This window comes from Mycobacterium asiaticum DSM 44297 (assembly GCF_000613245.1).
GTDB lineage: Bacteria > Actinomycetota > Actinomycetes > Mycobacteriales > Mycobacteriaceae > Mycobacterium > Mycobacterium asiaticum.
In genome coordinates this window covers 587639-614416 of the sequence record NZ_HG964938.1, presented here as the reverse complement: position 1 = coordinate 614416, position 26778 = coordinate 587639, and the positions used below count along the sequence as shown (strand labels likewise).

Genomic DNA, 26778 nt, shown 5'->3' with positions numbered 1-26778 from the left:
CGGCGACGGCCGCCGACGAGACTCGACATCGTCGAGTCCGGGTGGACCTTCGACCACTTCTATCCCATCTTCAGCGATTCCACCGGTCCGTGCCTGGAAGGCTGGACCACGCTCACGGCGTTGGCGCAGGCCACCAACCGGCTCCGGCTGGGCACCCTGGTCACCGGCATCCACTACCGCCACCCCGCGGTGCTGGCCAACATGGCCGCAGCACTGGACATCATCTCCAACGGCCGTCTCGAGCTGGGCATCGGCGCCGGCTGGAACGAGGAGGAGTCCGGCGCCTACGGCATCGAACTCGGCAGCATCCGGGAACGCTTCGACCGGTTCGAGGAAGCCTGCCAGGTGCTCATCAGCCTGCTCAGCGAAGAGACCACGAACTTCGACGGCAAGTTCTACCAGCTCAAGGACGCCCGCAACGAACCGAAGGGCCCGCAGCGTCCGCACCCGCCGATCTGCATCGGCGGCAGCGGTGAGAAGCGCACCCTGCCGCTGACTGCGCGGTATGCGCAGCACTGGAACTTCGCCGGCGGCACGCCCGAGGAGTTCGCGCGCAAGCGAGACGTCCTGGCCGCCCGGTGCGCGGACATCGGCCGCGACCCGAAAGAGATCACCCATTCGGCCCACCTGCGGCTCAGCGAGAACCACGACTTCGGTCAACTGATCGAAGAAGCGGCGGCACTTGGCTCGGTGGGACTGGACCTGGGCATCGTCTACCTCCCGCCGCCGCATGACCCCAAGGTGCTGGAACCCTTGGCCGAGGCGCTCCGGGACTCCGGGTTATCGGACTAGCAAACCGATCGGGCGGTGGGGACCTCCCCCGATGTGCGGCGGTACCGGATTAGACCGCGAACCGCATCAGCTCTTCCGCTGTCACCAGACGCTCGTTGCGTGCGGGGAATTCTCGACTCTTGACCGGGTGCCGGAACAATGACCAGGCGATTCGCCCCATCTTCGACCGGGGAACTGGGTTCATGTGCACAGTCATCACTCCTGCGATCGTTCAACGCAACCGGGGCTGGTGCCACGACCCGTGTGTGACCAAGCCCACAGCAGCTATTAGACACCTGCGGTCTGGCAAACGTCAGGCGACGCGCCGCAGCAATATCAAATGTTTCGGATGTGACTGGTGTGATTACCGAAGGGGCGCCGCGGTCGGTTTGATCGGTGCAGGCAACGCCGTCGCTCCCATCAGGAACCGGTCCACGGCGGCTGCCGCGGCCCGTCCTTCGGCAATCGCCCAGACGATCAGCGACTGGCCGCGGCCCATGTCGCCGGCGACGAACACACCGGGCACCGACGTCTCGAAGTCGTCACCGCGGGCAACGTTTCCCCGGTCGGTGAACTTCACGCCGAGATCGGTCAGCAGCCCCGGCTTCTCCGGACCGACGAATCCCATCGCCAGCAACACCAGGTCGGCGTCCAGCTGGAAATCGGACCCCTCCACCTTGACGAACTTGCCGTCCTCCATGGTCACTTCGTGCACCTTGAGGGCACACACGTGCCCGTCCTCACCGAGGAACTCCTCGGTGTTGACCGAGAACACCCGTTCGCCACCCTCTTCGTGCGCCGACGCGACCCGGTACATCAACGGGTAAGTCGGCCACGGGGTCGAGGACGCACGGGTTTCCGGCGGCCGCGGCATGATCTCGAACTGGTGGATGCTGGCCGCGCCCTGACGGTGCGCGGTGCCCAGGCAGTCGGCGCCGGTGTCGCCACCGCCGATGATGACGACCTTCTTGTCCTTGGCGGTGATCGGCGGCTCGCCGTCCGGACCCAGGACGTCGTCGCCCTCCTGCACGCGGTTGCCCCACGGCAGGTACTCCATCGCCTGGTGGATGCCGTCGAGGTCGCGGCCTGGGATGGGCAGCTCGCGCCAGGCGGTCGCGCCGCCGGCCAGCACCACCGCGTCGAAGTCGGCCAACAGCTGCTCGGCGGTCAGGTCTTCACCGACGTTGACGCCGGCCCGGAACTCGGTGCCCTCGGCCTCCATCTGCTCGAGCCTGCGGTTCAGAACGCGCTTTTCCATCTTGAACTCGGGGATGCCGTAGCGCAGCAGCCCGCCGATCCGGTCCTCACGCTCGAACACGGTGACCTTGTGCCCGGCGCGCGTCAGCTGTTGTGCCGCGGCCAGACCGGCCGGGCCGGAGCCCACCACGGCCACCGTCTTGCCGGTCTCGCAGTGCGGAGGCACCGGTTCCACCCAGCCTTCCTCGAAGGCCCGGTCGATGATCTCCAGCTCGATCTGCTTGATCGTCACCGGCTCCTGGTTGATGCCCAGCACGCACGCCGGCTCACACGGCGCGGGACACAACCGGCCGGTGAAGTCGGGGAAGTTGTTCGTCGCGTGGAGTCGCTCGATCGCGTCGTGAAAACGGCCCCGGCGCACCAGGTCGTTCCACTCCGGGATCAGGTTGCCCAGCGGACATCCGTGGTGACAGAACGGGATCCCGCAGTCCATGCAGCGGGTGGCCTGCTCGCGCAGGGTCCCGACGTCGAACTCCTCGTAGACCTCTTTCCAGTCTTTCAATCGCAACGGAACGGGGCGCCGCTTGGGCAACTCCCGATGCGTGTACTTCAGAAACCCTGACGGATCAGCCATGAGCCGCCGCCATGATCGCCTTGTCGACGTCGGTGCCGTCACGCTCGGCTTGGGCGATCGCCTCAAGCACCTTCTTGTAGTCCCGCGGCATCACCTTCACGAAGTGGCGCCGCTGATTGCCCCAGTCGGCCAGAATGCGTTGGCCGACCGCGGAATCGGTGGCATCGATGTGTGCCTGAATAATGCCGTGCAAGAACTCGGTGTCTTCCTCGTCTAGGGTTTCCACATCCACCATCTCGGTGTTGAGGTTGTCGGGCAGGTTCTCGTCCGGGTCGTACACGTAGGCCACGCCGCCCGACATGCCCGCGGCGAAGTTGCGGCCCGTGGAGCCAAGGATTACCACCCTGCCCCCGGTCATGTATTCACACCCGTGATCCCCCACGCCCTCAACCACGGCATGCGCCCCGGAATTGCGCACGGCGAACCTCTCGCCGACCACGCCGCGCAGGTAGGCCTCACCACTGGTGGCGCCGAACAGGATCACGTTGCCGCCGATGATGTTGTCTTCGGCGACATAGCCTTCCGGCGCGTTGTCGGAGGGACGCACCACGATCCGGCCGCCGGACAGACCCTTGCCAACGTAATCGTTGGCGTCACCGTAGATCCGCAGGGTGATGCCCTTGGGCACGAAGGCACCGAAGCTGTTCCCCGCGGATCCCTCGAAGGTGATATCGATGGTTCCGTCCGGCAACCCTTGGCCGCCATAGGCTTTCGTGACCTCGTGGCCGAGCATGGTGCCGACCGTGCGGTTGACGTTGCTGATTGTGGTGGAGAACCGGACCGGCTTCTGGGAATCCAGCGCCTCCCGGCTCATCACGATCAACTGCTGGTCGAGCGCCTTGTCCAGGCCGTGGTCCTGTCGTGAACTGCAGTACAGGTCCTGGTTCATGAACGCCGACTCGGGCTCGTGCAGCACCGGGGTCAGGTCCAGCCGGTGGGCCTTCCAATGCGCCCGCGCCAGGGTGGTGTCGAGTGCGGCTGCTTGGCCGACGGCCTCGTTGATGGTGCGGAAACCCAACTGCGCCATGTATTCCCGAACTTCCTCAGCGATGAACAGGAAGAAGTTCTCGACGAACTCGGGCTTGCCGGTGAACCGCTCGCGCAGCACCGGGTTCTGGGTGGCCACACCGACCGGGCAGGTGTCCAGGTGGCAGACGCGCATCATGATGCAGCCGGCAACCACCAATGGTGCCGTGGCGAAACCGAATTCCTCGGCACCCAGCAGCGTCGCGATCATCACGTCCCGGCCGGTCTTGAGCTGACCATCCACCTGAACCACGATGCGGTCACGTAAACCGTTGAGCAGCAACGTCTGCTGCGTCTCGGCCAGACCCAACTCCCACGGCGCGCCGGCGTGCTTCATCGAAGTCATCGGGGTCGCGCCGGTGCCACCGTCGTGCCCGGAGATCAACACCACGTCGGCGTGCGCCTTGGACACACCCGCCGCGACGGTGCCGACACCGTTCTCCGACACCAGCTTCACGTGCACCCGCGCGGACGGGTTGGCGTTCTTGAGGTCGTGAATCAGCTGCGCGAGATCCTCGATGGAGTAGATGTCGTGGTGTGGCGGAGGCGAAATCAGACCCACACCGGGTGTGGAGTGCCGGACCTTCGCCACCCACGGGTACACCTTGTGCCCCGGGAGTTGGCCGCCCTCACCGGGCTTGGCGCCCTGGGCCATCTTGATCTGGATGTCGGTGCAGTTGGTCAGGTAATGCGAGGTGACCCCGAACCGGGCCGACGCCACCTGCTTGATCGCGCTGCGGCGCCAGTCGCCGTTGGGATCCTGCTCGAAGCGCTTCACGTCCTCGCCGCCCTCACCGCTGTTGGACCGGCCGCCCAGCCGGTTCATCGCGATGGCAAGGGTTTCGTGCGCCTCGGCCGAGATCGAGCCGTAGCTCATCGCACCGGTGGAGAAGCGCTTGACGATCTCGCTGGCGGGTTCGACCTCTTCGATCGGCACCGGCGGGCGCACTCCCGCACGGAATTTCAGCAGACCGCGCAGTGACGCCATCCGCTCGCTCTGGTCGTCGACCAGCCTGGTGTACTCCTTGAAGATCGAGTACTGGCCGCTGCGGGTGGCGTGCTGCAGTTTGAAGACCGTCTCCGGGTTGAACAGGTGGTACTCGCCTTCGCGACGCCACTGGTACTCCCCACCGACCTCGAGTTCGCGGTGCGCGCGCTCGTCGGGACGGTCCAGATAGGCCAGCGCGTGCCTGCTCGCCACGTCGGCGGCGATGTCGTCCAGCGTGATACCACCAGTCGGACAAGACAATCCGGTGAAGAACTCGTCGAGCACGTCCTCGGAGATGCCGACCGCCTGGAACAACTGGGCCCCGGTATAGGACGCCAGCGTCGAGATCCCCATCTTGGACATCACCTTCAGCACGCCCTTGCCGGCTGCCTTGATGTAGTTGCTCAGCGCGGTCTTGCGGTCCACCCCGTCGATCACGCCGCGGTCGAGCATGTCCTCGATCGACTCGAAGACCAGATAGGGATTGACCGCGGCGGCGCCGCAACCGATCAGCAGCGCCATGTGGTGCACCTCGCGGGCGTCGCCGGATTCGACGACCAGCCCCACATGGGTGCGGGTGCGGTCGCGCACCAGGTGGTGATGCACGGCCCCGACGGCCAACAGTGACGGAATCGGCGCCATCGCCTCGTCGGAGTTGCGGTCCGACAGGATGATCACCCGCGCGCCATCGGCGATCGCCGCCGACGCCTCCGCGCGCACCTCGTCCAGGGCGGCGGCCAGTCCTGCGCCGCCTTCGGCGACCGGGTACAGGCAGCGAATCACCTTGGAGCGCATGCCGTGCGGGCGTCCGTTGACCTCGTCGTCGGGATTGAGGCTGATCAGCTTGGCCAGTTCGAAGTTCCGCAGGATCGGCTGCGGCAACGAGATCTGGTGACACGAGTACTCGTCGGGGCTGAGCAGGTCGCGCTCGCCGCCGGTGGTGCCCTGCAGGCTGGTCACCACCTCCTCTCGGATGGCGTCCAGCGGCGGGTTGGTCACCTGGGCGAACAACTGGTGGAAATAGTCGTAGAGCAGCTTGGGCCGCTTCGAGAGCACCGCGATCGGGGTATCGGTGCCCATCGATCCGAGCGCCTCGGCGCCGGTGCGGACCATCGGTGCCACCAACAGGTTGAGTTCCTCGTAGGTGTAGCCGAACGCCAGCTGCCGCATGACCAGCCGGTGATGGGGCATCCGCACGTACTTGTTGGCCGGCAGCTTGTCGATCGGCACGAGACCCTTGTCCAGCCACTCCTGGTAGGGGTGCTCGGCAGCCAGCTCGGCCTTGATCTCCTCGTCGGCGACAATGCGCCCCTGCGTGGTGTCCACCAGGAACATCCGGCCGGGCTGCAACCGCATCCGCTTGACCACCTTGGCGGGATCGAGGTCCAGCACGCCCGCCTCGGACGCCATCACCACCAGGCCGTCGTCGGTCACCCAGATCCGCGACGGGCGCAGGCCGTTGCGGTCCAACACCGCGCCGACGATGGTGCCGTCGGTGAAGGTGATCGACGCCGGTCCGTCCCACGGCTCCATCAGCGAGGCGTGGTACTGGTAAAACGCCCGGCGGGCCGGGTCCATCGACTCATGCCGTTCCCACGCCTCGGGGATCATCATCAGCACGGCGTGGGCCAGGCTGCGGCCGCCCAAATGCAGCAGCTCGACCACCTCGTCGAACCGCGCCGTGTCCGAGGCGCCGGGAGTGCAGATCGGGAACAGCTTCTCGACATCGTCTTCGGTGCCGAAGACGTCGGTCTTGATCAACGCCTCGCGGGCCCGCATCCAGTTCTCGTTGCCGGTGACCGTGTTGATCTCGCCGTTGTGCGCCACCCGACGGAACGGGTGCGCCAGCGGCCAGGACGGGAAGGTGTTGGTGGAGAACCGGGAGTGCACGATGCCCAGCGCGCTGGTCAACCGGTTGTCCTGCAGGTCCAGGTAGAACGCCTTGAGCTGCGGCGTGGTCAGCATGCCCTTGTAGACGAACGTCTGCCCGGACAGGCTCGGGAAGTACACCGTCTCACGACCGGGGCCGTCCTGCCCCGGCCCCTTGGTACCGAGTTCGTGCTCGGCGCGCTTGCGCACCACGTAGGCACGCCGTTCCAGCGTCATGCCGGAGGCGCCGGCCATGAAGACCTGACGGAAGGTGGGCATCGCGTCGCGAGACAGCGCGCCCAGAGACGAGTCATCGGTGGGCACGTTGCGCCAGCCGAGCACCTGTAGGCCTTCGGACTCGGCGATTTTCTCCACCGCAGCGCACGCCGCCGCCGCGTCCTTGGACGACTGCGGCAGGAACGCGATGCCGGTGGCATAGCTGCCCGGTTCCGGCAGCTCGAAGTCCACGACTTCGCGCAGGAAGGCATCGGGGACCTGGATAAGGATGCCCGCGCCGTCACCGCTGCGCGGTTCGGCGCCGGCGGCACCGCGGTGCTCCAAGTTGAGCAATGCGGTGATCGCCTTATCCACGATGTCGCGGCTACGCCGGCCGTGCATATCCACGACCATGGCCACGCCGCACGAATCGTGTTCGTACGCGGGGTTGTACAGCCCGACGCGCTGTGGCGTCATTCCCACCTAACCCTTCAGCAGACTTTCTGCACGGCCGCTTTGCGGATCGACGACCCCGCCCCCGGAGGTTGCGGGCTGAACCCCTTCGGTCTCGTCGATAGGCTGTTCGCCAAGCGGAGATAGTCCGGTCAGGGATTCATCCGTGCAGCGGTGAACGGCGGCCCTGGACCCGAGTTCCGACAAGTCGTAAAACGATATGACAAAAACCGCCTGACATGCCAACTTCCAATAGTAGCTTGCGAACTGGCACGGCCGTAAATTCGCTGTTACCAGCGATTGACAGACATGCGACATGACCCCCGGTCAGAGCCCATTCTCGGCCACTGTGGCGCGGATCGCAGTCGAGCCGGTGCGAGTTGAGTAAGTTTGCTGACGTTGGTTCCGCAGATGGGTGGCGACCTGCGTCCGCAAGTCACACCGGCAACACCGCGCGCAATAAGTGGTGGCAGCAAAGTCGCCGGTGACCGCAGTGCAGGCGCGTGCGCGGTGCCGGTTACTTCACACCGCCACCCGCCGCGAGTTTGCACAATACTTATGGGAATCCGATTGCGTTTCACCGCCGAGCGTGGGGCTTCTCACTTCGGGAACTCCACAATCGACCCTAGCGCGACCGTTGAGTCACCTTTATACCTGAGGAGCCCATGAACCAGCCGCAAGAATTCCTGCGCAACCGCATACGGCCTGACCAGCCGGATACGGCGGCTCCGCCGGCTCCACCGCCGCCGGTTGCACCAACTGGCCCGCCGCGGCCGAAGACGGTCCGACCGGTTCAGCCGCCGCCTTCTCCTCCGGCGCCTCCGGCGCCTCCGCCAGCTTCAGCTCCAGCGCCGCCTCCCCCACTCTCAGCTCCAGCCCCGCCTCCCGCACCCTCAGCTCCAGCCCCGCCTTCCCCGCCCTCAGCTCCGGCGCCGTCGCCCCCGACGCCGGCGCCGCACGCCGAGGCGCCGCCTGCTCCCCCGCCCCCGCCTGCTCCTCCCCGGCCACCGGCCCAGGCCGAGGCGCCCGCGCGCCAGGCGCCTGCTCCGCCACCCCCCATCGGCGGTGCTCCGCGGTCTCCCATGCCGCCACCCCCACCGCCTCTTCCGCGTCCTTCGCCGCCACCGACTTCGCCGCCCCCGCCGCCACGCGTCGCAACCCCGCCACCGCCGTCACCTGGGCCAGCTTCATCACCGTTTCCCGGGGCGCCGCCGGCTGCTTCACCACCGGCCGCGTGGGCGCCTTCGCCGTCCCGGTCGCGGGCCGCGGCCCAACCCTCCGAGCGGGGCTGGCGACGCATGCTGCGGGCGGCGACCTTCGGACTGGTCAACCCCGGACCGTCGGCCGCGCAGCGAGAGGCCGCCCAGTTCGAGGCGGCGATCCGCGTCCCGCTGCACGGCAACCACAAGGTCGGCGTTCTTGGCAAGGGCGGCGTCGGGAAGACATCGGTGGCCGCCAGCGTCGGATCGATCCTTGCCGAGCTGCGCCACCAGGACCGCGTCGTCGCCATCGATGCCGACACCGCATTCGGGCGCCTGAGCAGCCGGATCGATCCCCTGACCACCGGTTCGTTCTGGGAGTTGACCGCGGACAAGAATCTGCAGTCGTTCGCCGACGTGACCTCGCGGGTCGGCCGCAACGCCGTCGGGCTCTACGTCCTGGGTGGAGAGCCGGTGTCCGGTCCGCGCCGGGTGCTTGATCCGGCGGTCTACCGGGAAGCCGCACTGCGCCTGGATCGGCACTTCGCGATATCCGTCATCGACTGCGGCTCCACGATGGATGCGGCGGTCACCCAGGAAGTCCTGCGTGACCTGGACGCGCTGATCGTGGTCTCCTCGCCGTGGGCGGACGGCGCCGCCGCGGCCGCAAAGACCGTCGAATGGTTGTCGGATCACGACCTCGGGGACCTGTTGCAGCGCAGTGTGGTGGTGCTCAACGACTCCGATGGCCACGCCGACAAGCGCACCCGGTCATTGCTGGCCCGCGAGTTCGTCGACCACGGCCAACCGGTCGTCGAGGTGCCGTTCGATCCGCATCTGCGACCGGGCGGTGTCATTGACGTCACCCACGAGATGGCGCAGGCGACTCGGCTGAGATTTCTGCAAGTCGCCGCAACGATCACCGGCTATTTCACGTTGCGGCCCGAGGCGCCGCGGAACCGCTTGCCCGCGCCGCCGGATCGGCCGTCGCCTCGATCCGGGTGATGAGCCCATCCCGGACGGTCAGCATCACCACGGCAAAGAGCCGTCGTCCGGCGAACGCGAGTAGCACTGATTCCTCTGCCGGAATGCTGACCAAAGTAATTCCGGGCCCGAGGTAGCGCATCAAGTTGTCGGCGACTGGCCCCGGACCATGGTTGACCTGGGCGGGCGGCGCCGGATCGGCGAGGACCGTGCCCTTTCCCCAGACCGCCGGATCCAGCACCGCGGTGAGTCCCGCGAGGTCGCCGTTGGCGCACGCGGTGATGAACTTCTCGGTCACCAGCTGATGCCGGCTCGGCGCGACCTCGGCGGCCGCTGCGTGACCCGGTCCGGCATCGGCGAACTTGGCCCGCGCGCGCCGCGCCAGTTGCCGGCAGGTACCGACCGGACGCCCGACCGTCTCCGCGATCGCGTCGAACGGGACACCGAAGATGTCGTGCAGGACGAAGGCGACCCGTTCACCCGGGCTGAGCCGGCGCAGCACTTCCAATAGCGCGGTAGCGACCTCGTCGTCGAGAGTGACCCGCTCGGCGGGGTCCGGCGACTTGGTATCGGCTGCCCGACCCGCCACCTCCCCGATATCGGGGCGCTCGTAGCGAGCGCGCGCGGAGCGAACCTGGTCCAGGCACAGCCGACTGGTCACGACGGTCAGCCACCCGCGCACGTCGTCGATGCCATCCGGATTGCGGGACAACCGCAGGAAGGCCTCTTGGGCAATATCTTCCGCGTCACCGACATCACCGACGATCTGGTAGGCGAGGTTGACCAGATATGGCCGGTGCTCGCGCCAGGCGTGCTGGAACTGGTCACTCGCTGACGGCGCAGGGTTCATAGCTCATCGACGATCCGGGGCCCGGAAAAGTTACGGATATCGGATGTAACTTTCCCATCTCGAGTGCCGTCCTTGGTGCATGAACCTGAAGTCAACCCAAGGAGACAGTCGATGATCATCACCGTGACCGGCGCGACCGGGAACATCGGGCGCCCACTGGTCGCCGAACTCGCGGCGGCAGGCGCCCGCGTGCGCGCCATTACCCGCACACCGAGCACCGGGCAATTTCCGGACGGCGTCGAACAGGTCAGATCCCTTGCCGATGCCTTGCCGGGCACCTCGGCGGTTTTCCTCAACTCGCGCGCGTTGCCGCAACGGAATGCCGAGGGCCTGGCCGACGTCGCGGCGCAGTGCGCGGCAGCCGGTGTGACCAAGCTGGTTGCCCTGTCTGCGATCAACGCCGACGACGACTTCGCTCGCCAGCCGTCGCGTTTTCGGGGTGACCGGAATTGGGAGGTCGAGCAGGCGGCCGTCGACTCGGGGCTGCAGTGGGTGAGTCTGCGTCCGTCGGTCTTCGCGTCGAACTTCACCGGGATGTGGGGCGGACAGCTTCGCCTCGGTGACGTGGTGGCCGGCCCCTATGCGACGGCGTCCATGGCGCCGATTGTTGACGGCGACGTCTCCGCTGTGGCGGCACGTGCGTTGCTTACCGATGAGCTGGTCGGCCGCAAGATTGCGATGACCGGGCCGCATGCCCTGACCAACCGCGAGTTGGTCGACGTCATCGGCACGGTCCTGCAGCGTCCACTTCGCTATCACGAGCTACCGCCCGAAGTGGTGCGGCAACGCTTCAGGGGCTTGGGATTCTCCTCCGAGTTCGCTGACGCCTATGTCGCAATGCTGGCTGCGAGCCTGGACAGCCCCGCGTTGGTCACGCACGAGGTGGAAAAGGTCCTCGGTCGGCCCCCGCTGGAGTTCGCAGAGTGGGTGGCGCGGCACCGCGACGACTTCACCCGACAGGCGGTGCGCGATGCCTGAGCCGATGAAACTGGCGCCCCCGCGCTTCCTCAAGCCGATGAACAAGGTCGTGGTGGCGCTGCAGAAGCTCGGTATACCCGCCGGGCCCTCGATGGTATTGACGGTGCCCGGCCGCAAAACCGGCCTGCCGCGCAGCACTCCGATGACGCCATTCGAATTCGACGGCGGCCGCTATGTCGTCGCCGGCTATCCGGGCGCGGACTGGGCCGCCAATGCCCGCGCCGCCGGCGTCGGCACCCTCACCCGGGGGCGGCGCTCCCGGCGGGTGCGGATCACGGAGCTGACCACCGAGGAAGCCCGCCGGGTGCTGCGGGTGTTCCCGGCCCAGGTCCCGGTAGGCGTCGCCTTCGCCAAGCGTTCGGGCCTGGTAAAGGACGGCAGCGCCGACGAATTCGAGGCGCTGGCAGGACAGCTCGCCGTCTTCCGGTTCGATCCGGCCTAGCGCCCGCAACGAAACAGCGCGAGAGATCCAGGCAGATCTCTCGCGCTGTTGACGCACCCGACGGTGGACTATGCGGACTGGGCTGTCACCCGCTCGCGAACGGCGAAACCGTTGCGCTCGGCCAGCGACCGCAATTGGCTCAGCGCGAACGCGCGCGCCCGGCCGGAGTCCGGGATCACGACGCCGGCCCACAATCCTTCCGCACCAGGCGATTCCACCGCTTCTTTGGCGCACAGCCAGCGGCGCGGGCAGGCCCGGCACAACATCTTTGCCTCGGCGTCGGGCGTGGTCGTCCAACGGTCAGGGTCTTGGGTGCACACGCCCAGCTGCGGGATCTCATAGAGAGCTGTTGCGGTCATGTGTTGCATTCCTCCGTAAAGCGTTGCAGGTGGTGCCCCTCTGCGTCAGAAGATTAGCGGACTAACCGTCGCAGTGCAACAGTTTCTTCTGCAGCACTTTCGGACAGTGCTACGGCTTTGCAACGGAACCGGAGAGCGTATCCCCTCAAACCTCGTTTACCAGTGTTTATATGCTGTCAGTTCGCTGTGTATCGGCCGCCAATCGGCTGCCCGACCACCAAACCGTTGCACAAAGTGTTTCGGTATCGCGGTGTTGACGGTATGGTTAACCGTAGCGATTGGCCGGTCGGCTGGCATCCTTCCCTCGGGAAGGTCGCCACGGGCAGTCGCGAAAGCCGTAGCGAAGGTATAGCAATGAAAGGGTGCGACGGTTACCATGTTGGACAGCGGAAGGCTCGTGCTGCTGCCCGCTGCGACAACCGCGAGCAAGGATTCAACGCACATGCCTCACGCCGAGTCGACGGTCGGGCCGGCTGCGCTGGCCGCGCTGCGGATGAGGTCAACTTCGCACCTGCGCCGGGGGGTCGCCGGTGGCGACTCGCACGATAAGTTCGCCGACACACCGCACCAGGGGGCAGTGACCGTCGGCGACAGGAGAAACGTCCGGTTCGGCGAACCCACTGGAGGCAAGGCGTTGACGTTCGAGATCGTCAGGCCGTCGAATTCGGCTGAAGAAAGTGATGCCGGCATCGATCCCGGCATAGCCCGTGCGGGTGCGGCCGCCGCGGCGCGCCGTCGCGAACTCGACATCAGTCAGCGCAGCCTCGCCGCCGACGGAATCATCAACGCCGGGGCGCTGATCGCCTTCGAGAAAGGCCGCAGCTGGCCCCGCGAACGGACCCGAGCCAAGCTCGAGGAAGTTCTGCAGTGGCCGGCGGGCACCATCACCCGCATCCGGGACGGCGAGGCCGTCGCGCAACCATCGGCTCCGACGCCGGTCCCGGCGCCGACCCCGGCCCGGCCAACACCGGATCCGGCTCCCGCAGCCACCGGCGAAGGTCCGGCGTCGCTGATCGCGCAAGCGGTGGCTGCCGCGATCGACACCTGCAGCCTGGCCATCGCCGCCCTGCCGCCGCCGGAAGACCCCGAATTCACCGAGCGGGCCGCGCCGATCCTTGCTGATCTGCGCCAGCTCGAAGGTATCGCCGTACAAGCCACGCGGATCAGTCGGATCACCCCCGAATTGATCAAGGCGTTGGGTTCGGTTCGGCATTATCACGACAAATTGATGACGCTGGGGGCAACGGCGCCCGGCGCCACGCTCGCACAACGGTTATATGCCGCGCGCCGGCGTGCCAATCTTTCAACCGCCGAGACCGCGCAAGCGGCCGGAGTTACCGAAGAAACAATCGTTCGCGCTGAAGCCGAGGAAGATTTACCGGCCGACGCCGCCGAAGCAATTGAAGCACTGATACACCAGATCAATTGAGCTGAACTCGGCGCGGTCAGCTACTTGCCGTGACCGAGCCGATCGTACGGGGACCGTGGCCGCGGCCCCGCAGTCCCGCCGTGCCTTCGGCTCTTGCCGTGCGCGCGAAATCGCCCGCCGCATTTGAAAATTCGTGCATCAAGCCCCGTCAGAGCGCTGTTAAGCTCAATCTACCGGTGCGAAGGTACAGACCAAAATGACCGTGCACACCAACAGCCAAGTAAGGAAGCAGTCACATGTCGGGTAGCGCGATGTGCAAGACCACCAGTAACTTCATCTACGCGCAGTTGTTTTTGCTAGGTGAAGGTATTCCCGACCCGGGCGACATATTCAACGCCGGTTCGTCACTTTTCAAGGGCGTCGCCGACAAGATCGGCCTGGCAATTCCGGGCACCGACTGGATCGGTCAGGCCGCGGATGCCTATATAAAGCAAAACGACGCTCAGAAACTGCGCGCCAAATTGATGGGTGAAATCGACGATCTGACGGGCAACCTGATCTCGAACCAGGCCGAGCACGTTTCCGACACCCGGGACGTGCTGCGCGCGATGAAGAAGATGATCGACGGCGTCTACAAAGCGTGCAAATGGCTCGAGGACAACCTCTGGTTCGTCGGCGACGCATTGTCGGTGGCGTTGGCGATTCCGTCCTGCGGGCTCGCGATGGCCGTCACGGGCGGTGCGCTGCTCTACCTGACGATCATGACCGCGATGAATGCCGCCAGCATGGTCGGACTCGGCGGCCGACTGATGGACATCCTGACCAACCTGCCCAGCCTGGCCGGCCTGATCCCCGACATCATCGGCGACATCATCGGCGGCCTGTGGCCGCCGAAGCTGCCCGAGATCCCGTTCCCCGGATTCCCCAACATTCCTGGCCTGCCGGAATTCACCTGGCCGCCCACGCCTGGCATGCCGGACTTCAACCTGCCAATCCCGGGCCTGCCGGAGTTCCAGTGGCCGAGCATCCCGGGTCTGCCTGACTTCGGCGGGATCATCCCTGGGCTGCCCGGTCTGCCCGGCCTGCCCGGCATGCCCGGCCTACCCGGCATGCCCAGCATCCCGAACCTGTTCCCCGGCATGCCCTCGCTCGGCGATCTCCTGCCGGGGATGGGCCACCTGGGCCAGCTGCCCACCTGGACGGAACTGGCCGCTCTTCCCGACTTCTTGGGCGGCTTCGCCGGCCTACCGTCGTTGAGCTTCGGCAACCTGCTCAACTTCGCCCAATTGCCCGGCGTCGCATCCATTTCCTCGACGATGGGCCAGTTGACGCAACTCATGGCGGCTGGCGGTGGACCGGGCCAGATGGGCAGCATGGCCGGCCAGCAGGCACAGATGATCTCCGCCCAGGCCCAACAGGGCGCACAGCAGGACGACGGGCGAGACGACGAGGGTGCCGGCGCGGGCACCGCGGGAGCCGAGCGTGCCCCCGTCGACGCGACGGCCGGCGGCCAACAAGGCCAACAAGGGACCGTCCTTTAGCAATTTGCCAGTAAACCGCCAAACCCATAGCAAGCCAAAGCCATAGCGAGTAAAACGTTAGTCCTAGAGGAGGCTCATCCCCATGTCCCAGCTCCCAAAACTCGAAGTCATCCCGTCAACCCTGAAGGTGCTGTCTACCAAGCAGAGCGAGATTGCTGGCGAACTCAAGACCGCCACCACCACCGTCGAGGGCATCAGTGGCCGCGTTGACATGACGCACGGTTCGTTCACGTCGAAGTTCAACAACGCGCTTCGCGAGGTGGAGACCACCCGCACCAGCACCGGCACCGGTGTGCAGGGTGTCAGTGGCGGGTTGGCCTCCAACTTGCTCAAGGCAGCCACCGCCTACCTCAATGCCGACCAGGGTCTGGCCGGCGTGATCGACAAGATCTTCGGCTGATCATGGCCGGTCCGCTCGCTTCCGGTCGCGCGGGCCCCGCGGGCTCGGTCGGAGATGTCGTGGGCGTCGAGGTGACCATCGACGGCATGCTGGTCATCGCCGACCGGTTGCACCTCGTCGATTTCCCCGTCGCACTGGGCATCCGGCAGAACATTCCCCAGGAAGATTTGCGGGATGTGGTGTGGGAACAGGTGCAACGCGACCTGACCGGTCAGGGCGTGCTGGACCATAACGGTCAACCCCATCCGGACGTCACGACGATGGTCGACACCGTCAGCAGAGCCGACCGGACGCTCGAGTGCCGTTGGTGGCGCCGCGATGTCGGCGGTGTCATGGTGCGATTCGTGGTGTGCCGCAAGGACGAAACCCATGTCATCGCCGCGCGGGACGGCGACATGCTGGTGCTGCAATTGGTGGCACCGCAGGTAGGACTGGCCGGAATGGTGACCACCGTGCTGGGACCGGCCGAACCCGCAAGCGTCGAACCGCTTACCGGCCTCGCCAGTGAATTGGCCGAGTGCACCACGGCGGCGCAGCTCTGCAGCCACGGCGTGCCGCCGGCGCAGGCACGGATCTACTCCGAGATCGTCAGTAACCCGACCGGGTGGGTCGAGATCATCGCGACGCAGCGTCACCCCGGCGGCACCACCACCCACACTTCGGCCGCCGCAGGTGTACTCGACTCCGAACGTGGCCGGCTGGTCTCCCTGCCCCGCCGCGTCGGCAGCGAGCTATACGGAAGTTTCCTGCCCGGCACGCAGCAGAATCTGCAGCGCGCGCTGGACAGCTTGCTGGAGCTGCTACCCGCCGGCTCCTGGTTAGATCACGCGCCGGCCTCCGCCCGAGGCTGACGCCCAACCCCCGACCATCCCGAATACCAGTTCAGAAAGAGGACGCCACAGTGGACCAGCCCGGGAACGACTACGACAGCGACAATCTAAGTGCGCTGGATTTCTCCGGCGGCGCCGCCGTTGACGAGGCGTCGTCGCTGGATGCGCTGGACGATTATGCGCCGCCGGCCGAGTCGGTGGACGACCGCACCGACCTCGACGCCCTCGACGGGCTCACCGAGCAGGACGAGGAGCCCGACCTGGCGCTGTTCACGGTCACCAACCCGGCCGGGTCGGTGTCGGTGACGGCGTTGATGGACGGCCGGGTGCAGCAGGTCACCGTCACCGACAAGGCATCGAGCATGAGCGAATCCGGTTTGGCGGAGGAGATTCTCGTCATCGCCGACCTGGCCCGGCAGAAGGCGCGGGCGGCGCAGCACACCTTCATGGTCGAGAACATGAGCGAGATGACCGGAGACAACGACCAGCAGAATGCGTTGCTGCACGAATTCGTCGGGGCGACGCTGAACCTGCCGACACCCGAGGAGGCCGCCGCCTACGAAGCGCAGGTTTTCGCCTCCCGCTACGAGGTCGACTACACGGCTCGCTACAACGGTGATAAATGACTGATCGCCTGGCCGGTCTGTTCGACAGTGCCGTCGGCATGCTGCCGTTGTCGGAGGCACGATCCCTGGATCTGTTCACCGAGATCACCAATTACGACGAGTCGGCCTGTGATGCGTGGGTCGGCCGGATCCGGTGCGGCGACACCGATCGGGTGACGCTGTTTCGTGCCTGGTACTCGCGGCGCAACTTCGGACAGTTGTCGGGCGCAGCCCAGATCTCGATGAGCACCGTCAACGCCAGGGTGCCCATCGGGGGCCTCTACGGCGACATCACCTACCCGGTCACCTCACCGCTGGCCGTCACTATGGGTTTCGCGTCATCCGAAGCGGCGCAAGGCAATTACGCCGACGCGCTGGAGGCCATCGACGCCAGCGCGGTCACCGGGTCCGAGCACCTGGTGTCGTGGCTGCGGGCGGTGATCTACGGCGCCGCCGAGCGGTGGACCGACGTGATCGACGAGGTCAAGGGCGCCGGGAAGTGGCCGGACAAGTTCCTGACCGGCGCCGCCGGTGTCGCCCACGGAGTGGCCGCCGCCAACCTTGGGCTGTTCACCGAAGCCGAACGGCGCCTCACCGAAGCCAACGACTCGCCAGCCGGCGAGGCCTGCGCCCGGGCGATCGCGTGGTACCTGGCGATGGCCCGGCGCAGCCAGGGCAACGAGGAGGCCGCGGTTGCGTTGCTGGAGTGGCTGCAGACCACCCATCCCGAGCCAAAAGTCGCTGCGGCGCTTAAGGATCCGACGTATCGATTGAAGACGACCACCGCCGAACAGATCGCTTCCCGGTCGGACCCCTGGGACCCGGGCAGCGTGGTCACCGACAACTCCGGGCGCGAGCGGCTGCTGGCTGAGGCCCAGGCCGAATTGGAACGACAAATCGGGCTCAGCCGCGTCAAGACGCAGATCGAGCGGTACCGGGCGGCGACCCTGATGGCCCGGGTTCGGGCCGCCAAGGGCATGAAAGTGGCGCAGCCCAGCAAGCACATGATCTTCACCGGCCCCCCGGGACCGGCAAGACCACCATCGCGCGGGTGGTCGCCAACATCCTGGCCGGCCTCGGCGTCATCGCCGAACCCAAGCTGATCGAGACCTCCCGCAAGGATTTCGTCGCCGAGTACGAGGGGCAGTCAGCGGTCAAGACCGCCAAGACGATCGACCAGGCGCTCGGCGGCGTCCTTTTCATCGACGAGGCCTATGCGCTGGTGCAGGAGCGCGACGGGCGCACCGACCCGTTCGGCCAGGAAGCGATGGATACCCTGCTCGCGCGGATGGAGAACGATCGCGACCGGCTGGTGGTGATCATCGCCGGCTACAGCAACGACATCGACCGGCTGCTGGAGACCAACGAGGGCCTGCGGTCGCGCTTTGCCACCCGCATCGAGTTCGACACCTACACGCCCGAAGAGCTGCTCGAGATCGCGAGAGTGATTGCCGCCGCGAATGATTCGACACTGAGCACCGAGGCCGCCGAGCAATTCCTGGAGGCGGCCAAGTCGCTGGCCACCCGCACGCTGCGCGGCCGTCAAGCCCTCGACATCGCCGGAAACGGCCGCTACGCACGGCAATTGGTCGAGGCCGCCGAACAGTGCCGCGACATGCGGCTGGCGCAGGGCCTCGACATTGAAGCCTTGGATGTGGACCGACTACAAGAGATCAACGGCGCGGACATGGCCGAGGCAATCGCCGCGGTGCATGCACACCTCAACATGAGAGAGTGAACCATGGGGCTTCGCCTGACCACCAAGGTTCAGGTTAGCGGCTGGCGCTTCCTGCTTCGCCGAGTCGAGCATGCCATCGTGCGGCGCGACACCCGCATGTTCGACGACCCGCTGCAGTTCTACAGCCGCTCGATGAGCCTCGGCATCGCGATCGCGGTGATCGTCCTGGTGGGCGCCGGACTGCTGGCGTACTTCAAACCCCAGGGCAAGCTCGGCGGCACCACCCTGCTCACCGACCGGGCGACCAACGAGCTCTACGTGATCATGTCCGGGCAGTTGCACCCCGTGTACAACCTGACCTCCGCGCGGCTGGTGCTCGGCAACCCGTCCAATCCGGCGACGGTGAAGTCCTCGGAATTGAGCAAGCTGCCGCTCGGACAGACCCTCGGCATCCCCGGTGCCCCGTATGCCACCCCGGTCTCCGACGGAAGCTCCTCAGTTTGGACCCTGTGCGACACAGTGGAGCGGGCCGACACCGCCTCGCCGGCTATCCAGACGTCGGTGATCGCCATGCCGGTGCAGATCGACTCCTCGGTGGACCCGGTGCGGGCCAATGAGGCGCTGCTGGCGTCCTACCAGGGTCAGCAATGGATCATCACCGAAAAGGGCCGGCATACCATCGATCTCAACGACCGCGCGCTGACCTCGGCGATGGGCATCCCGGTGACCGCCAAGGCCGTTCCGATCTCGGAAGGGATGTTCAACGCACTGCCCAGCCAGGGCGCCTGGCAACTGCCACCGATACCCGGGGCCGGCTCGCCCAATACCGTTGGGCTGGAAGATGATCTGGTGATCGGCTCGGTGTTCCAGATCCATACCGAGAAGGGGCCGCGCTACTACGTGGTGCTGCCGGACGGCATCGCCATGGTGAACGCGACCACCGCCGCCGCGCTGCGAGCCACCCAATCTCACGGTCTGGTAGCGCCTCCGGCGGTACTGCCCAATGTTGTGGTACAGATCCCGGAGCGGGTCTACCCATCCCCGCTGCCCGACGAGCAACTCAACATCCTGACCCGTCCCGACGAGCCGACGCTGTGCTGGAGTTGGGAACGCGCCACGGGTGACCAGGCCCCCAAGACGACGGTCTTGTCCGGTCGCCACCTGCCGATACCCGCGTCGATGATGAACAGCGGGATCAAGCAGATCCAAGGGAACGCAACGATTTACATCGATGGTGGCAAGTTCGTGCAACTACAGTCACCGGACCCACGCTACGGCGAGTCGATGTATTACATCGACCCCGAAGGGGTGCGCTACGGGGTGCCGAACGCCGATTCGGCCAAGGCGCTGGGGCTGAGCTCGCCGAAAACCGCGCCGTGGGAGGTAATTCGGCTGCTGGTGGACGGGCCGGTGCTGTCAAAGGATGCCGCGATGCTCGAACACGAAACGCTGCCGTCGGACCCGACGCCGCGAAAACTTCCCGGCGGAACCCCGGGAGCGCCCCAGTGAAGGCCGGAACACCATGACGACGAAGAAGTTCACGCCGACCATCACCCGCGGCCCGCGACTGACACCGGGTGAGATCAGCCTCACGCCGCCCGATGACCTCGGCATCGACATCCCGCCGTCGGGCGTCCAGAAGGCGCTGCCGTATGTGATGGGCGGCTGCATGGTCGGGATGATCGCGATCATGCTGGTTGGGGGCACCAAACAGCTGTCGCCGTACATGCTCATGATGCCGCTGATGATGGTCATGATGATGGTAGGCGGCATGGCCGGGGGCACCGGCGGGGGCGGCAAGAAGGTGCCCGAGATCAACGCCGACCGTAAGGAATACCTGCGTTACCTGGCGGGCCTGCGTAGTCGGGTCACATCGTCGGCCAGCTCCCAGGTGGCGTTCTTCAGTTACCACGCACCGCATCCCGAGGATCTGCTGTCGATCGTCGGGACACAGCGGCAGTGGTCCCGGCCGGCCAACAGCGACTTCTACGCCGCCACCCGGGTCGGGATCGGCGACCAGCCGGCGGTGGACCGATTGCTGAAGCCGGCCGTCGGCGGTGAACTGGCTGCCGCCACCGCAGCGCCGCAACCCTACCTGGAGCCGGTGAGCCACATGTGGGTGGTGAAGTTCCTGCGCACCCACGGCCTGATCCACGACTGCCCGAAGTTGTTGCAGCTGCGCACTTTTCCGACGATCGCGATCGGTGGTGAGCGGCCCGGCGCAGACCGGCTGCTGGCCGCGATGATCTGCCACCTTGCGGTGTTCCATCCGCCAGACCTACTGCAGATCCGGGTGCTCACCGACGAGCCCGACGACCCCGAATGGTCCTGGCTCAAATGGCTTCCGCATGTTCAGCACCAGACCGAGACCGATGCCGCCGGCCCGGTGCGGATGATCTATACCCGCCCGGACGGTCTGGCTGACCTGGCCGCGCGCGGTCCGCACGCCCCCGACACCCTGCCCACGGGCCCCTACGTCGTCGTCGTCGACCTCACCGGAGGCAAGGCGGGGTTCCCGCCCGACGGCCGGGCCGGCGTCACGGTGATCACGCTGGGCAACCACCGCGGGTCGGCTTACCGGGTTCGTGTCAACGAGGACGGCACCGCCGACGACCGGTTGCCCGGCCAGCAGTTCCGTCTGGTGGCTTCGACGTGCGACAGCATGACGCCGCTCGAGGCCGGCCGGGTGGCCCGGAAGCTGGCCGGGTGGTCGATCACCGGCACCATTTTGGACAAGACACAGCGGGTGCAGAAGAAGGTGGCCAGTGAGTGGCACCAGCTGGTCGGCGCCAAGAGCGTCGAGGAGGTTACTCCGGCGCGCTGGCGGATGTACACCGACACCGACCGCGATCGGCTGAAAATTCCGTTCGGCCACGAGCTCAAAACCGGCAATGTGATGTATCTGGACATCAAGGAGGGTGCAGAGTTCGGGGCCGGGCCGCACGGCATGCTGATCGGCACCACCGGGTCCGGGAAATCCGAATTCCTGCGCACGCTGATCCTGTCCTTGGTCGCGATGACCCACCCCGACCAGGTCAACCTGCTGCTCACCGACTTCAAGGGCGGGTCGACATTCCTTGGCATGGAGAAACTTCCGCACACGGCTGCCGTCGTCACGAACATGGCCGAGGAGGCCGAGCTGGTCAGCCGCATGGGCGAGGTGCTGACCGGTGAGCTGGACCGGCGCCAGAACATCCTGCGCCAGGCGGGCATGCAGGTGGGCGCCGCCGGCGCCCTGTCCGGTGTGGCGGAATACGAGAAGTACCGTGAGCGCGGCGCCGATCTTCCCCCGCTACCAACGCTTTTCGTGGTGGTCGACGAGTTCGCCGAGTTGCTGCAGAGTCACCCGGACTTTATCGGGCTGTTCGACCGGATCTGCCGCGTCGGCCGGTCGCTACGGGTGCATCTGCTGCTGGCCACCCAGTCACTGCAGACCGGCGGGGTGCGTATCGACAAGCTCGAGCCCAACCTCACCTATCGAATCGCGTTGCGTACCACCAGCTCTCACGAGTCGAAGGCGGTCATCGGAACCCCGGAGGCGCAGTACATCACGAACAAGGAGAGCGGGGTGGGCTTCCTGCGGGTCGGTATGGAGGATCCGGTCAAGTTCAGCACCTTCTACATCGGTGGGCCCTACATTCCGCCGGCACGCGCAGACACCAACGGCGAGGGCCCGCGGGACGGGTCACCGGCCGCCAAGCAGTCGGTGCGCATTCGACAGTTCACCGCGGCTCCGGTTGTCGAGGAGGTTGTGGCGCAGTGACCACCGCCGGCGACGATGCAGAGCGCAGCGATGAAAAGGAGCGGCGCAAATGACCACCGCCGGCGACGATGCAGAGCGCGGCGATGAAAAGGAGCGCGTAGATGACAACTGAACCCGAAGTACGCGCGCTGCGCGAAGTCGTGCTCGACCAGTTGGGCACCGGTGAGTCGCGGGCGTACAAGATGTGGCTGCCTCCGCTGGCGGATCCGACGCCGCTGGACGAGCTCGTCGCCCGAGACCGCCGGCAGCCGTTGCGTTTTCCGCTCGGGATCATGGACGAACCGCGCCGGCACCTGCAGGAGGTCTGGGGCGTCGACGTCTCCGGAGCGGGCGGCAACATCGGCATCGGCGGCGCGCCGCAGACCGGGAAGTCGACCCTGCTGCAGACGCTGGTGATGTCGGCGGCGGCCACACATTCGCCCCGCAACGTGCAGTTCTACTGCATCGACCTTGGCGGCGGCGGCTTGATCTACTTGGAGAACCTGCCGCACGTCGGCGGCATCGCGAACCGCTCCGAACCGGACAAGGTGTACCGGGTGGTCGCCGAGATGCAGGCGGTGATGCGGCAGCGCGAACAGATGTTCAAGGAACACCGCGTCGGATCCATCGCGATGTACCGCCAGCTGCGTAATGATCCCAACCAGCCTGTCGCGGCAGACCCATACGGCGACGTGTTCCTGATCATCGACGGCTGGCCGGGCTTCGTCAGTGAGTTCTCCGAACTCGAAGGGGCTGTGCAGGACCTGGCCGCCCAGGGTTTGGCCTTCGGCGTCCACGTCATCATCTCCACGCCCCGCTGGACCGAACTGAAGTCCCGCGTGCGCGACTACCTCGGCACCAAGATCGAATTCCGGCTCGGCGACGTCAACGAGACGCAGATCGACCGCATCACCCGGGAGATCCCCGCGAACCGTCCAGGTCGGGCGGTCTCGATGGAGAAGCACCACCTGATGATCGGTGTCCCGCGGTTCGACGGGGTGCACAGCACGGAGAACCTGGTGGAGGCGATCACCGCGGGGGTCGCCCATATCTCGTCGCAGACCACCGAGAAGGCGCCGCCGGTCCGCGTCCTGCCCGAGCGCATCCATCTGCACGAACTCGACCCGAACCCGCCGGGACCGGACTCGGACTACCGCACTCGATGGGAGATCCCGATCGGGTTGCGGGAGACGGATCTGACGCCGGCCTACAGCCACATGCACACCAACCCGCACCTGCTGATCTTCGGCGCAGCAAAGTCCGGCAAGACAACTATCGCCCACGCGATCGCACGTGCGATCTGTGCCCGCAACAGTCCCGATCAGGTGCGGTTCATGCTCGCCGACTACCGCTCCGGACTGCTGGACGCGGTGCCGCAGTCGCACCTGTTGCAGGCGGGCGCGATCAACCGCAACAGCGCGAGCCTGGACGAAGCGGTCCAGGCACTGGCGGTCAACCTGAAGAGGCGGTTGCCGCCGACCGATCTGACGACCGCGCAATTGCGTTCCCGCTCCTGGTGGAGTGGATTCGATGTGGTCCTGTTGGTCGACGACTGGCACATGATTGTCGGCGCGGCCAGTGGAATGCCGCCAATGGCTCCGCTGGCGCCTTTGTTGCCGGCCGCCGCCGATATCGGGTTGCACATCATTGTCACCTGCCAGATGAGCCAGGCGTACAAGGCGACGATGGACAAGTTCGTCGGCGCGGCGTTCGGCTCCGGTGCTCCGACGATGTTCCTCTCCGGCGAGAAGCAGGAGTTCCCGTCGAGTGAGTTCAAAGTGAAGCGTCGGCCCCCTGGCCAGGCATTTCTCGTATCACCGGACGGGAAGGAGGTCATTCAGGCGCCCTACATCGAACCACCGGACGAGCACGCAGAATAAGTGTTCGGACCACCCCCAACCCGCGGTTAGGATTATTGCAACGCACTGAAGAAAGCCGGTTCGCAAGACAGTTCAGGGCCGGCGAAGTGAGAGTGAAACCGCAAGGTTTGTTTCGGCGATAACCGATGAAGTTTGGGTCCGAACGCCATTTTCAACTGAACAATGAAAAGGCATCCCTTTTCAGCCAATAGCCGCCACAATTCACAAACAGAGGGGAGTTGATCACCATGTTCTGGCACGCCATGCCACCCGAGCTGAACACCGCACGGCTGATGGCCGGAGCTGGGCCGGCTCCGATGCTGGCGGCTGCGGCCGGGTGGGAAGCGTTGGCGGCGGCTCTGGACGCGCAGGCCGTCGAGCTGACGGCGCGCCTGAATTCACTCGGCGAAGCGTGGACCGGGGGCAGCAGTGACAAGGCGATCAACGCCGCGCTGCCGATGGTCACCTGGCTGCAAACCGCCTCCACTCAAGCAAAGACACGGGGGATGCAGGCCGCGGCGCAGGCCGCCGCCTACAGCCAGGCGCTGGCCACGACGCCGTCGCTGCCGGAGATAGCAATGAACCACGTCACCACCGCGGTGTTGACGGCCACCAACTTCTTCGGCATCAACACGATCCCGATCGCCCTGAACGAGATCGACTACTTCGTCCGCATGTGGACCCAGGCCGCGGTGGCGATGGACGTCTATCAGGCCGAGACGCTGATCAACACCACGTTCGAACAGCTCGAGCCGATGACGGCCATCCTGGACCCGGGGATGAGCCAGGGCATGGCGGCCTCGAACCCGATCCTGACGATGCCGACGCAGCTGGGCAGCGTGACCCCCGGCACGTTGCAGGCAACCGCTGGACAGATGGCGGAGCTGAGCGGCCCGATGCAGCAGCTGGCCCAGCCGGCGCAGCAGATGACCTCGATGTTCAGCCAGCTGGGCAGTAGCACCGGCGGTCCCGGTAGCGGAGTCGGCGACGACGGCGCGCAGCTGGGTCTGGTGGGCACCAGCCCGCTGTCGAACCACCCACTCGCGGGTGGATCGGGCGCCAGCATGGGCTCGGGACTGCTGCGCGGGGAGGCGTTGCCGGGCGCCGGTGGCACGCTGGCGCGGACGCCGCTGATGGCCGGGTTGATCGACAAGCCCGCCGGTCCGGCCGTGATGCCCGCGGCAGCCGCCGGTCAATCCGCGACAAGTGGCGCCGCCCCGGTGGGTGCGGGTGCCATGGGTCAGGGCGCTCAGGCGGGCGGTGGCACTCGGACGGCCCTTGCGGTCCCGGCGTCGGCGCCCGATGAGAGCGACGAGCCCGAAGAGGGCCTGTGGGACGACGAGGACGACTGGTGATCGCCCACAGCCACAACAGACTTCCCGGCCAAACCGGGCCGGAAGACTTGCCAACAATGGCGAGGAATGGAAAGAGAGAAAGTAGTCCAGCATGGCAGAGATGAAGACTGATGCCGCTGCCCTCGCGCAAGAGGCAGGAAACTTCGAGCGGATCTCGGGTGATCTGAAGACCCAGATCGACCAGGTCGAGTCCACCGCAGCGTCGCTGCAGGGTCAGTGGCAGGGTGCAGCCGGCCAGGCCGCGCAGGCCGCCGTGGTGCGTTTCCAGGAGGCCGCCAACAAGCAAAAGGCCGAACTGGACGAGATCTCGACGAATATCCGTCAGGCCGGCGTCCAATACCAGCGTGCCGACGAGGAGCAGCAGCAGGCGCTGTCCTCGCAAATGGGCTTCTAATTCACCCCCTAAAGACCACAAAGAAACGGAGCAATCAACATGACGGAACAGCAGTGGAATTTCGCTGGTATTGAAGCCGCGGCCAGCACAATTCAGGGAAATGTCACCACCATTCACTCGCTGCTCGACGAGGGCAAGCAGTCGCTGACCAAGCTCTCTGCAGCGTGGGGCGGTAGCGGTTCGGAGGCGTACCAGGGCGTTCAGCAGAAGTGGGACGCCACGGCTCAGGAGCTGAACAATTCGCTGCAGAACCTGGCGCGGACCATCAGCGAAGCCGGTCAGGCGATGCAGTCGACCGAAGGCAGCGTGACGGGGATGTTCGCGTAACTAACGCGGCCTCTAAGCGTAGAATCTCGAAGCACGAGATCGGGCGAGTTCAACCCATCCGGGGGATCTCGCCCCTTCTCGTGTTTCGAGTTTTTTGCCCTTTATGACGACCATCAGAGGGGTTCACATGCCGGCCGACTATGACAAGCTCTTTCGGCCTTCGCAGGAATCCGATTCCGACGACGACGGCGGCTTTTTCGATCCGAACGCGTCATATCCGCCGGTGCCCAAAGCCAACGGCGACGCCGGCGTCGAGGTTATCGACTGGTCACAGCCGACTGTTCCGCCACGGACATCCGGGGCGGGCAAGGCTGACACGACTGCTTCCGTGAGCCCGGCCCCTCCCCCGCCTCCGCCGCCTCCGCCGCTGGACGCCGCCCCGCCGGAGGCGGCCGCCGCGCCGGCGGCCGGGCCTGCGGCGGGCGGCTCCAAACCCGCTATGCCGCCAATGCCGATCCTGGGGCCGCCGCCCAAGCCGCCGAGCGAGCTGCCCCAGTTCAGGCTGAACGCCTCGCCGCAGGCACCCGATTCGACCGAGGCGCCCGAACCACCACGGGACGAGCCCGCCGAACCGCCGCCGGCCCCACCTAAGCCGCCCGTGCCGCCGATGCCTATCGGTGGACCGCCGCCCGTCGCACCCGAATCACCAACGGCGCCACCCGAACCGCCAGCGGCACCCCAGTCCCCACCGCCGGCGCACCGACCACCAGCG

The 26778-nt window shown here is 66.3% G+C and carries 20 protein-coding genes and 2 pseudogenes; 18 read left to right on the top strand and 4 right to left on the bottom strand.

All coding sequences use genetic code 11. The features are described 5' to 3' along the window. A partial coding sequence (locus tag BN972_RS21705; RefSeq protein WP_080697070.1) for an LLM class F420-dependent oxidoreductase occupies positions 1-792 on the top strand: 792 nt, incomplete at its 5' end. A 343-nt stretch (positions 793-1135) separates the two neighbouring features. Here BN972_RS21705 and BN972_RS21700 read toward each other — a convergent pair. Beyond that, positions 1136-2602 (bottom strand): glutamate synthase subunit beta, encoded by a 1467-nt coding sequence (locus tag BN972_RS21700; protein ID WP_036362438.1) that lies wholly within the window; start codon positions 2600-2602, stop codon positions 1136-1138. Further along, entirely contained in the window at positions 2595-7178 is a 4584-nt protein-coding gene (gene gltB, locus BN972_RS21695) for a glutamate synthase large subunit (protein WP_036362436.1), read from the bottom strand. Before gltB ends, BN972_RS21700 begins: the two co-directional genes overlap by 8 nt. Positions 7179-8236: 1058 nt before the next feature. On the opposite strand from gltB, the gene BN972_RS21685 reads away from it, so the two are divergent. Continuing rightward, on the top strand, positions 8237-9358 hold the full coding sequence (locus tag BN972_RS21685; RefSeq protein WP_099051170.1) for a MinD/ParA family ATP-binding protein: 1122 nt from the start codon (positions 8237-8239) through the stop codon (positions 9356-9358). Here BN972_RS21685 and sigI read toward each other — a convergent pair. Continuing rightward, positions 9285-10187, bottom strand: a complete 903-nt coding sequence (gene sigI / locus BN972_RS21680; protein ID WP_036362433.1) for an RNA polymerase sigma factor SigI — start codon at positions 10185-10187, stop codon at positions 9285-9287. The genes BN972_RS21685 and sigI overlap by 74 nt on opposite strands. 111 nt (positions 10188-10298) lie before the next feature. Between sigI and BN972_RS21675 the strand changes: the two genes are divergently transcribed. Continuing rightward, the gene (locus BN972_RS21675) at positions 10299-11165 is read left to right on the top strand and encodes an SDR family oxidoreductase (RefSeq protein WP_036362431.1); all 867 of its coding nucleotides are present in this window, start codon (positions 10299-10301) and stop codon (positions 11163-11165) included. Continuing rightward, entirely contained in the window at positions 11158-11607 is a 450-nt protein-coding gene (locus tag BN972_RS21670) for a nitroreductase family deazaflavin-dependent oxidoreductase (protein WP_036362429.1), read from the top strand. The genes BN972_RS21675 and BN972_RS21670 overlap by 8 nt, the downstream gene beginning before the upstream one ends. Before the next feature lie 68 nt (positions 11608-11675). Here BN972_RS21670 and BN972_RS21665 read toward each other — a convergent pair whose 3' ends face one another. Continuing rightward, a complete protein-coding gene (locus tag BN972_RS21665) occupies positions 11676-11966 on the bottom strand; it encodes a WhiB family transcriptional regulator (RefSeq protein ID WP_036362427.1) in 291 nt (96 codons plus the stop codon). A 442-nt stretch (positions 11967-12408) separates the two neighbouring features. On the opposite strand from BN972_RS21665, the gene BN972_RS21660 reads away from it, so the two are divergent. From BN972_RS21660 to BN972_RS31400, 14 genes and pseudogenes are all read left to right on the top strand, one after another. Next, a complete protein-coding gene (locus BN972_RS21660) occupies positions 12409-13395 on the top strand; it encodes a helix-turn-helix domain-containing protein (protein WP_080697143.1) in 987 nt (328 codons plus the stop codon). 236 nt (positions 13396-13631) lie between these two features. Next, positions 13632-14876: an EspA/EspE family type VII secretion system effector gene (locus BN972_RS21655; RefSeq protein ID WP_036362424.1), complete on the top strand. Its 1245-nt coding sequence runs from the start codon at positions 13632-13634 to the stop codon at positions 14874-14876. Between the two features lie 82 nt (positions 14877-14958). Next, entirely contained in the window at positions 14959-15276 is a 318-nt protein-coding gene (locus BN972_RS21650; RefSeq protein ID WP_036362421.1) for an ESX-1 secretion-associated protein, read from the top strand. Positions 15277-15278: 2 nt separating this feature from the next. Beyond that, positions 15279-16127, top strand: a complete 849-nt coding sequence (locus tag BN972_RS21645) for an ESX secretion-associated protein EspG (protein ID WP_036362418.1) — start codon at positions 15279-15281, stop codon at positions 16125-16127. A 50-nt stretch (positions 16128-16177) separates the two neighbouring features. Beyond that, positions 16178-16732 carry a hypothetical protein gene (locus BN972_RS21640; RefSeq protein ID WP_036362416.1) on the top strand — a complete coding sequence of 185 codons (555 nt, stop codon included), beginning with the start codon at positions 16178-16180 and terminating at the stop codon, positions 16730-16732. Further along, a pseudogene (gene eccA / locus BN972_RS21635) lies at positions 16729-18449 on the top strand (type VII secretion AAA-ATPase EccA). Before BN972_RS21640 ends, eccA begins: the two are co-directional and overlap by 4 nt. Positions 18450-18452: 3 nt before the next feature. Beyond that, positions 18453-19898, top strand: coding sequence for a type VII secretion protein EccB (gene eccB, locus BN972_RS21630; RefSeq protein WP_036362413.1), 1446 nt, complete (start codon positions 18453-18455; stop codon positions 19896-19898). 13 nt (positions 19899-19911) lie between these two features. Next, positions 19912-22152: a type VII secretion protein EccCa gene (gene eccCa / locus BN972_RS21625; RefSeq protein WP_036362410.1), complete on the top strand. Its 2241-nt coding sequence runs from the start codon at positions 19912-19914 to the stop codon at positions 22150-22152. A gap of 15 nt (positions 22153-22167) precedes the next feature. Beyond that, positions 22168-22241: pseudogene (locus tag BN972_RS31270) on the top strand (hypothetical protein); the annotation flags it as partial. Positions 22242-22253: 12 nt separating this feature from the next. Then, on the top strand, positions 22254-24011 hold the full coding sequence (gene eccCb / locus BN972_RS21620) for a type VII secretion protein EccCb (protein ID WP_036362407.1): 1758 nt from the start codon (positions 22254-22256) through the stop codon (positions 24009-24011). Positions 24012-24238: 227 nt separating this feature from the next. Further along, positions 24239-25345, top strand: coding sequence for a PPE family protein (locus BN972_RS21615; RefSeq protein ID WP_036362405.1), 1107 nt, complete (start codon positions 24239-24241; stop codon positions 25343-25345). 91 nt (positions 25346-25436) lie between these two features. After that, positions 25437-25739 (top strand): type VII secretion system ESX-1 WXG100 family target CFP-10, encoded by a 303-nt coding sequence (gene esxB, locus BN972_RS21610; protein ID WP_036362402.1) that lies wholly within the window; start codon positions 25437-25439, stop codon positions 25737-25739. A 39-nt stretch (positions 25740-25778) separates the two neighbouring features. Beyond that, complete coding sequence (locus BN972_RS21605; protein WP_036362399.1) at positions 25779-26066, top strand: WXG100 family type VII secretion target; 288 nt, start codon at positions 25779-25781, stop codon at positions 26064-26066. Between the two features lie 127 nt (positions 26067-26193). Continuing rightward, a partial coding sequence (locus tag BN972_RS31400; protein WP_455709864.1) for an ESX-1 associated ATP-binding protein EpsI N-terminal domain-containing protein occupies positions 26194-26778 on the top strand: 585 nt, incomplete at its 3' end.